This window comes from Aestuarium sp., assembly GCF_023253315.1.
Taxonomy (GTDB): Bacteria; Pseudomonadota; Alphaproteobacteria; order Rhodobacterales; family Rhodobacteraceae; genus Marivivens; species Marivivens donghaensis.
Genome location: NZ_JALRGW010000029.1, coordinates 23,061 through 29,152, shown reverse-complemented (window position 1 = coordinate 29,152; position 6,092 = coordinate 23,061). Strand labels below are relative to the sequence as shown.

Below are 6,092 nucleotides of genomic sequence, written 5' to 3'. Positions count from 1 at the left end.
CTGCTCTCTCCCCTGCATTACCTCCGCGAAGCGCTTGCGGAAAATGCGGACCTCCTCGAACTGCCGCTCAGCGATGTGATCCCCGCCAATCCTGACGTGATCATCCTCGCCGATGTGGCGACGTTGTCCCCACTCGAATCCGAGGCGATCACCGCTTGGGTCGAAAATGGCGGGCTGTTGGTGCGGTTCGCAGGGCCACGGATGGCAGCGGCGGAGCTATCGCGGTTAGAGGACGACCCGTTGATGCCTGTGCGCCTGCGGTCGGGTGGCCGAAGTGTCGGCGGCACGATGAGCTGGGGTGCACCCAAGACGCTCGATACCTTTGCAGCGACTTCGCCCTTCGCGGGGCTCACTGTGCCTGATGATGTGGAGGTGACATCGCAGGTCGTAGCCCAACCCGACCCGACCCTTGCAGAGCGTGTGATTGCGCAACTGACTGACGGCACGCCGCTCGTGACGCGGACGGAATTGGGGGCGGGACAGATCGTACTATTCCACGTCACCGCAAATGCGGAATGGTCGAACCTGCCGCTCTCTGGCCTCTTTGTTCAGATGCTCGAACGGCTCGCCGTATCGACGCGCCCATCGCAACCGACATTGGACGATCTCGCAGGCACCACATGGAGGCCAGAGCGGGTTCTGGACGCTGCGGGCACGTTGCGGGACGCGGGAACGCTCTCTGGTGTGAGCGGCGAACGCATTGCTGAAGGCACCGTGGGCGCTGACCTTCACCCCGGTTTGTATAGCGGCGAGGATCGCGCATTGGCCGTGAATGTATTGACCACGGACAGCACAATTGCCCCCGCAATATGGCCCGCTGGTATCACGGTTGAGGGCGCACGCGACGCGACGACGACCCCGCTCAAGGGGACATTGCTCTTTGCCGCTTTGCTCGTTTTGATGGCCGATATCATCGCGTCACTGTCCCTCTCGGGCCGACTGCGCGGCGCGCGGGCGGTGATGGTCGGTTTGATCGCACTGGGCCTGATGCCACGGGACGGCATGGCACAGGACGACAGCTTTGCTATCTCGGCGACCTCGGACGTGGTGCTCGCCTATGTCATCACGGGTGATCAGGCGATTGATGATATCTCTTACGCGGGGCTCTATGGGTTGTCGGATACGCTCTATCGGCGGACGGCGATTGAACCCGCAAACCCGATTGGCGTGAATATCGAGATGGATGAACTGTCGTTCTTCCCGCTGCTCTACTGGCCGATCACCCCCAACCAACCGATGCCCAGCCGCGAAGCCTATGCGAAGCTGAACCGTTACTTGCGCAGCGGCGGGATGATCCTCTTTGACACGCGTGACGGCGATGTGGCGCAATATGGCACCTCCACCCCTGAGGCGCGCAAACTGCAGGCTATTGCGGCAGGGCTCGACATTCCGCCCATTGAACCGATCCCCGAAGACCACGTCCTGACGCGGACCTTCTACCTGCTCCAAGATTTCCCTGGTCGCTACAATTCGCCCGAGGTTTGGGTCGAAGCCTCACCGCCTGACGCGGAACAGATCGACGGGATGCCGTTCCGCAACCTCAACGATGGGGTGACGCCCGTGGTGATCGGCGGCAATGACTGGGCGTCGGCTTGGGCGATGGATGAGGCGGGTCGCCGCCTGCTACCTGTTGGGCGCGGTATGGCGGGCGAACGCCAACGCGAGATCGCCTATCGGTTCGGGGTGAACCTCGTGATGCATGTGCTTACGGGCAATTATAAATCGGATCAGGTCCACGTGCCTGCGCTACTCGATAGGTTGGGGCAATGACGGGTGTTGTGTTTGATCCGCTGATCGGCTGGCCGTTCATCTGGGCGATTGCAGCGCTTAGCGCGGCGGTGATCGGTCTGTCGCTCTGGCGCGGTTTGCGGGGCTGGTGGCTGCGTGGTTTCGCGGCGGTGGCGTTGCTGGTCGCTTTGGCAAACCCTGCCCTGCAACGCGAAAACCGCGAGGCTCTCTCTGATATCGTGATCGCGGTGATCGACGACAGCGCGAGCCAATCCGTCAGCGATCGCCCCAGCCAAACCGCCGATGCGCTGGCGAATTTGCGGCGCGAGGTCGCGGGCTTTGCCAATACCGAACTGCGTGAAATCACCGTGCCAGACGGGACAGGTGATATGGGCACGCGCGCCATGACCGCCCTGACAGAAGCGCTAGCCGAGGAACCATCGGGGCGGATTGCGGGCGTCGTCGTGCTGTCTGACGGACGTATCCACGACATGGACCGTATGCCCAGCGTGCCTGCGCCTGTGCATTTGTTGCAATCAGGCAAGGCCACCGATTGGGACCGCCGCCTGATCGTGCGCAACGCGCCTGCCTTTGCCATCATCGGCGAGCCTGTCTCGCTCACCCTACGGATCGAGGATCAGGGCAACGCACCGACCAATGGTGGCCTCGCGCCACTGACCATCGCGATTGATGGCGGCGTACCGATGCGGTTTGACGTGCCATTGGGCCAAGATATCGACCTGCCGATCACCCTACCGCATGGCGGAATGAACGTTCTACAATTCGCGACCACCGCCGATCCGACCGAACTGACCGACCGCAACAACGCCGCCGTGGTGCAGATCAACGGCGTGCGGGATCGGTTGCGCGTTTTGCTGGTCTCTGGCGAACCCCATGCGGGCGAACGGACATGGCGCAATCTGTTGAAGTCCGACAGCGCCGTGGATCTGGTCCATTTCACCATCCTGCGTCCGCCAGAAAAACAAGACGGCGTGCCTGTGGACGAGCTATCGCTGATCGCCTTCCCGACCCGTGAGTTGTTCCTCGAAAAGATCAACGATTTCGACCTGATCATCTTTGACCGCTATCGGCGGCGCGGGATTTTGCCCAACGCCTACTACGAGAACATCGCGAACTACGTGGAACAAGGCGGCGCGCTTTTGGTGTCCTCTGGGCCAGAGTTCGGGACGGCGGATAGCATCTACCGCAGCGCCTTGGGCGATGTGATCCCCGGCGCACCAACCGCCCGCGTGATCGAAGAGGGCTTTGTTCCCACCGTGTCCGACCTTGGCCAACGGCACCCTGTGACCGAAGGGCTAGAGGATTACACCGACCGCCGCGAGGATGGATCGGCGGGTTGGGGCCGTTGGTTTAGGCTGATGGACGTCGTGCCTACCCCCGACGCCGAGGTTGTCATGACAGGCCCCGATGATCGTCCGCTTTTGGTGTTGAACCGTGTGGGCGATGGGCGTGTTGCCTTGCTGACGTCGGATCAATCGTGGCTCTGGGATCGCGGTGTTGAAGGCGGTGGTCCGCAGCTCGAGCTACTGCGCCGTCTGGCACACTGGATGATGAAGGAACCCGAACTCGAAGAAGAAGCGCTTTGGGCTGAGGTCACAGGTCAATCGATCCGCATCATTCGGCGCACCTTGGGCGATACGGCCGGCAGTGCGACAGTTATCGCGCCTGATGGAACTGAGGTACAGATGGACCTCACCCAAACGGCCCCAGGTCGGTTTGAAACCAGCTTTGATGCGGTCGACATGGGGCTCTATCGCATACGCGAGGGCGATCAAGAAACGGTCATCGCCGCTGGCCCTGCCGCCCCCAAAGAGTTCGAAGAAACCATCGCGACCGACACCGTTATCGCACCGTTAATCGAGGCCACAGGCGGCGGCACCCTGCGGATGGAGGATGGCACATTCGACGTTCGCCCTGTGCGGGCGGGTCGCGTGGCGGCGGGCAACGGTTGGATCGGGATCACCCCACGCGGGGCCTATCGCACGGCTGAGGTTGCAGTCTTCCCGCTCGTCCCAGCGTGGTTATTCCTGATGCTAGCGGCGCTTCTGATCCTTGCCGCGTGGCTGCGTGAAGGGCGGCGTTAATCGCCCTTCTTATCCAGCAGAATTTCACGCGGAGCAGAGCTAAATTCACGGCTCCATAGCAAATAGGTGATGCCGACCGTGGTCACGGCCAAGGCAATCGGCCCCACCAGCCACCCCAATGCCCCCAGCGCGAAATACATCGCCCGCAGGCCACGGGTGAAATTCACGGACGCGCGGATGTTTAACTCTCCCGCTTGCCTCCAAAGCCGTTCACCGCGCTCTTCGCCTGCGCGACCAACGGCCCCCATGACAACGGCGCAATAGCCAAACAAACGGTGGGCCCAGACGAATTTTAGGAACGCAAAGGTCAAAAAGAACCCGACAAGTACGAGTTTAAGCTGCCAGATGAATTCAGGCGCATCCGCATTGGCGAACTCTTGCGCCACGCCGCGCAATTGATCCGTATTCCCAATCAGCGCCAAGACACCACCGATCGCAAGGATCGAGGTCGAGGCAAAGAACGACGTGCCCTGCCGCAGCGTGCCCATGATCTGCGCGTCAAAGATACGGTTGTCGCGGGCCTCGAACGCTTGCATCCAATCCATGCGGTAGGACACCATCAAGGTAGACACCGACGGACGGCCCGCAGGCGGATGTTCGATCACCCATCCCACAGTGGCCCAAGCCAATAGAATAAAGGCAGCGGCAAGCCCGTCGCCCAGTGTCAGCAAAGTCAGGTGATCAATCAAAGTCATGAGTGCAGACTATGCGCGCCTGTGATTTCTTGCCAGAGGCTATAACATAGAGATAGCTGCCATAATGCTGCCGCATGGCTCTGGCAAAAGGGCCGCGAACTAGGGAACCACAATGCGTTTGATCGTCTTATTCATCGCTCTGATGCTGGGCGCGACTTCGGTCGCTGCGCAGGACGGTCGGCTTGTGACCCTCTCGACCTCGAACGATGGCCGTGGATGGGAAGCCGTAGGTCGCCTCGACATCGCGGGCAAAGGGTTCTGCACAGCTGCCCTGATCCGTGATGACCTCATCCTCACCGCCGCCCATTGTGTCTATGACCGCAATGGCCGCCCGATTGAGGCAGGTCGTTTCAGCTTTGGCGCGGGACTGCGCGAAGGTCGGGCCGAAGCCTACCGCAACGTCCGCCGCGTCGTAGCCCACCCCAACTACCGCTTTGGCGTCGGCACAACTGGCGAAGAAGTGGCACGCGATCTGGCGCTCTTAGAGCTCGACCAACCGATCCGCACGACCCGCATTTTCCCCTACCCCATCGCCGCCACGCCACGCGCAGGCGATCAAGTGGGCGTCGTGTCCTATGCCCGTGGGCGTGAGGATGCCCCCTCGCTCCAAGAAATTTGCGATGTTCTGGGCCGCCAGAACGGCGTTGTCGTCATGACCTGCGACGTGAACTTTGGTGCCTCAGGGTCGCCCGTGTTCAGGGTTAGAAATGGCGTTGCCGAAATCGTATCGGTTGTCTCTGCGATGACCAATCTGGACGGCACGCCAGTGTCGCTCGGCGCGTCGCTCGATCAACCCTTGTCCGAACTGATGGCCTATTACGATATGGGCGCGCAATCGATCCTGCCCCGCGCGATCATGCCCGGACAACGCGGCGATACGGGCGCAAAATTCATCCGCCCCTGACGGGCTTGAAATCGTAAAATCGTATCCCCAAATCAAATGAACAGGACGCCACAACGGGTCCTGTTTCACGGCCTGTCCCCTATGGGAAGGCGCAATTTTGGTATCGCTCAATGGAGGATAAACCATGCGTAGTTTTGACCTAGCCCCCCTGTATCGTGCCACCGTCGGTTTCGACCAAATCGCTGATCTGATGGATCGCGTCATGTCGACCGAGGCAACACAAACCAGCTACCCCCCATACAATATCGAGAAAACTGGCGAACAAGCATGGCGCATCTCGCTCGCTGTTGCTGGATTTTCGGACGAAGATTTGACGGTAGAGCTGCGTGAAAACGCCCTTCTCGTTTCGGGCCGGAAACCCGAAGAAGACGGCGAACGCGTTTATCTGCACCGTGGCATCGCTACCCGCGCCTTTGACCGCCGCTTCCACCTCGCCGACCATGTCCGTGTGACGGGTGCGAGCCATGAGAACGGTATGCTCCACGTTGACCTCGTGCGCGAAGTGCCTGAAGCGCTCAAACCGCGCCGCATCGAAATCAGTAAATCGCCCGCCTATGAGGCCGATGTCATCGAAACGAAGGCTGTAAATTAAACCAAGGTAAAGGGAGGGGGCAGTCTGCCCCCTCTTGTCCCCTTTGGGGCCAATTCACCCCCGAGGAT

General features: G+C 60.8%; 5 protein-coding genes. 4 read left to right on the top strand and 1 reads right to left on the bottom strand.

Features of this window, described 5'->3' with window-relative positions; genetic code table 11:
- Both AC1QQ2_RS12435 and AC1QQ2_RS12430 read left to right on the top strand, forming a co-directional pair.
- Positions 1-1,770, top strand: a 1,770-nt coding sequence (locus AC1QQ2_RS12435) for a DUF4159 domain-containing protein (protein WP_479713376.1), incomplete at its 5' end; no start/stop codon positions are given.
- The gene (locus AC1QQ2_RS12430; protein ID WP_479713375.1) at positions 1,767-3,833 is read left to right on the top strand and encodes a hypothetical protein; all 2,067 of its coding nucleotides are present in this window, start codon (positions 1,767-1,769) and stop codon (positions 3,831-3,833) included. The genes AC1QQ2_RS12435 and AC1QQ2_RS12430, both read left to right, overlap by 4 nt.
- Here AC1QQ2_RS12430 and AC1QQ2_RS12425 read toward each other — a convergent pair.
- Positions 3,830-4,528, bottom strand: coding sequence for a DUF599 domain-containing protein (locus AC1QQ2_RS12425; RefSeq protein ID WP_479713374.1), 699 nt, complete (start codon positions 4,526-4,528; stop codon positions 3,830-3,832). The two genes, AC1QQ2_RS12430 and AC1QQ2_RS12425, sit on opposite strands and share 4 nt — an antisense overlap.
- A 112-nt stretch (positions 4,529-4,640) precedes the next feature.
- Here AC1QQ2_RS12425 and AC1QQ2_RS12420 point away from each other — a divergent pair, with 112 nt between their 5' ends.
- Together AC1QQ2_RS12420 and AC1QQ2_RS12415 are read left to right on the top strand one after the other, a co-directional pair.
- Positions 4,641-5,432: a trypsin-like serine peptidase gene (locus tag AC1QQ2_RS12420; protein ID WP_479713373.1), complete on the top strand. Its 792-nt coding sequence runs from the start codon at positions 4,641-4,643 to the stop codon at positions 5,430-5,432.
- 124 nt (positions 5,433-5,556) lie between these two features.
- Positions 5,557-6,024, top strand: a complete 468-nt coding sequence (locus AC1QQ2_RS12415; protein ID WP_479713372.1) for an Hsp20 family protein — start codon at positions 5,557-5,559, stop codon at positions 6,022-6,024.
- Positions 6,025-6,092 lie beyond the last annotated feature (68 nt).

Coding starts and splice junctions, on each gene's coding strand:
- AC1QQ2_RS12430 (WP_479713375.1), top strand. CDS start 1,767: ATGACGGGTGTTGTGTTTGATCCGCTGATCGGCTGGCCGTTCATCTGG.
- AC1QQ2_RS12425 (WP_479713374.1), bottom strand. CDS start 4,528: ATGACTTTGATTGATCACCTGACTTTGCTGACACTGGGCGACGGGCTT.
- AC1QQ2_RS12420 (WP_479713373.1), top strand. CDS start 4,641: ATGCGTTTGATCGTCTTATTCATCGCTCTGATGCTGGGCGCGACTTCG.
- AC1QQ2_RS12415 (WP_479713372.1), top strand. CDS start 5,557: ATGCGTAGTTTTGACCTAGCCCCCCTGTATCGTGCCACCGTCGGTTTC.